We start from the raw sequence: 2,003 nt of genomic DNA, 5'->3' as shown, positions 1-2,003 counted from the left end.
TCAATAGAGAAAGATATGTCTGGAAAACCCATAACCAAGCAACAGGTTAATTTATATATGTCTTATCGTAATGATCATAAACAAACAGCAGCCGCTGCCCAATCTGGTATGTCAGAGCGTACAGCTCGGCGTATCGAATCCGGCCAGCATTCAACCACACATCTCCCTAGGGTTTATCGAACACGCAAAGATCCATTTAATGGTGCGTTTGAAGAGCATCTAGTGCCATTGCTCAAAGCAGATCCTGAACTTCAACCCATAACGTTATTAGATCAGCTCGATACACTCATGCCAGGTAAATTTGGTCACAATCATTTACGTACGTTACAACGTCGAGTCAAAAAGTGGTTGGCAACTGAAGGGCCAGAGCAAGAAGTTATCTTTCGTCAAAAGTACATGCCAGGGTTTATGGGGATATCTGATTACACTTGGATGAACAAACTTGAAATATCTATTGCAGGCCAAGCATTTTCTCATAAGCTTTTTCATTACAAGTTAGTGTTCAGTGGCTGGACGTATGCTCAACTTGTCTTTGGCGGTGAAAGTTTCGAATCACTCTCTACAGGTTTACAAAATGCATTTTGGCGCAGTGGTGGTGTACCACAGACACACCGAACCGATAGCTTAAGTGCTGCATTCAATAATCATTATGAACAGGAAACGTTAACTGAACGCTATCAAAAGCTATGTGCTCACTATAGCGTTGTTGCAACGCGTAACAATAAAGGTGTAGCTCATGAAAATGGTGCGATTGAAGTGGCACATAGCCATTTAAAACGAAAAGTAGATCAGCAATTACGACTACGTGGCAGTCGTGATTTCGCGACAATTACCGAGTACCAATCGTTTCTTGATGTAATTGTCGCCAAAATTAATCGCCAATGCAAAACTCGATTTGATGAAGAGCGCAAGCACTTAAATGATTTGCCTAAACGTCGTACCAACGACTTCTGCGAACAATACGTTAAAGTTACCTCTAGCAGCACCATCAGTGTTAAACGTGTGACGTATACCGTACCTTCTAGATTAATTAGTCATCGATTACTTGTACACATTTATGATACTCGGCTGGATTTATTTCTTGGTCATGAAAAAACGTTATCCCTGTCTAGAGTCTATGCTCAAGGACACTTAAGATCACGAGCAGTAGATTATAAACATGTGATCCACTCACTTGCGAAAAAGCCCAATGCGTTCAAATACTCGCAGTTACGAGAAGATTTGATCCCAGAAGGTGACTTCAGTTTGTTGTGGCAGCAGTTAACAGCAGAGCATGTTAGCGATAAAGACTGTCGTTATATGGTTGAATTATTGTTACTCGCTCATAACTATAATTGCGAGCATGCCCTTGGTCGTTATGTCTTGAAAAACCACGAGCAAGGTAAGTTTATATCTATTGATATGTGCCGTAAATTGTTTGCCCCTAGCACGCTCGTCATACCAAACATTGTCAGTCATCAACATCAAATAAGTGATTACGATAGTTTGCTTGGAGGGTTACATGGCTAATATTCTAAGCTTACCAATATTACTGAAAGAGCTGCGCTTAAGTGCGATAGCCAAAGAATGGGAAGTCCTTGCCCAAAAGGCTGTTTCACAGGAGTGGGAGCCTGAATTATTCCTTGCCGAGCTATGTGAACTTGAAGCTAATCATCGTCATGAAAGTCGATTAAAACGGTTACTTAAAGAGAGTAAATTACCCGTAGGTAAACAACTACATCAATATAAATTTGACGAAATAGAAGGTATTACGTCACTGCAAATGAAACAAAAAGTTAATCAGATTGACTGGCTTAGACAAGGCCATAATATCTTATTGTTTGGTGCTAGTGGTTTAGGGAAAACTCACTTAGCGTGTGCTATTGGTTACTCATTACTTGAAAAAGCAGTGCGCGTTAAATTCAGCACTAGTACAGCTATTGTTCAAGAACTCCAACGTGCAAAAGAAACGTTGGGCTTAACTGATGCCCTAAGAAAACTCGATAAATATGAGCTGTTGATAT

Annotated in this window: 2 protein-coding genes; both read left to right on the top strand. The window is 40.4% G+C overall.

Translation table 11 applies throughout. The features are described 5' to 3' along the window. Positions 1–15: 15 nt before the first annotated feature. The gene (gene istA, locus H4J56_RS19325) at positions 16–1,509 is read left to right on the top strand and encodes an IS21 family transposase (protein ID WP_182218723.1); all 1,494 of its coding nucleotides are present in this window, start codon (positions 16–18) and stop codon (positions 1,507–1,509) included. Further along, the coding region (locus tag H4J56_RS19320; RefSeq protein ID WP_182259819.1) for an ATP-binding protein at positions 1,502–2,003 on the top strand (502 nt) is incomplete at its 3' end. The genes istA and H4J56_RS19320, both read left to right, overlap by 8 nt.

Origin of the sequence: Colwellia sp. BRX8-4 (genome assembly GCF_014077345.1) — a bacterium.
Classification (GTDB): Bacteria; Pseudomonadota; Gammaproteobacteria; order Enterobacterales; family Alteromonadaceae; genus Colwellia_A.
This window is presented reverse-complemented; position numbering and strand designations above follow the sequence as displayed.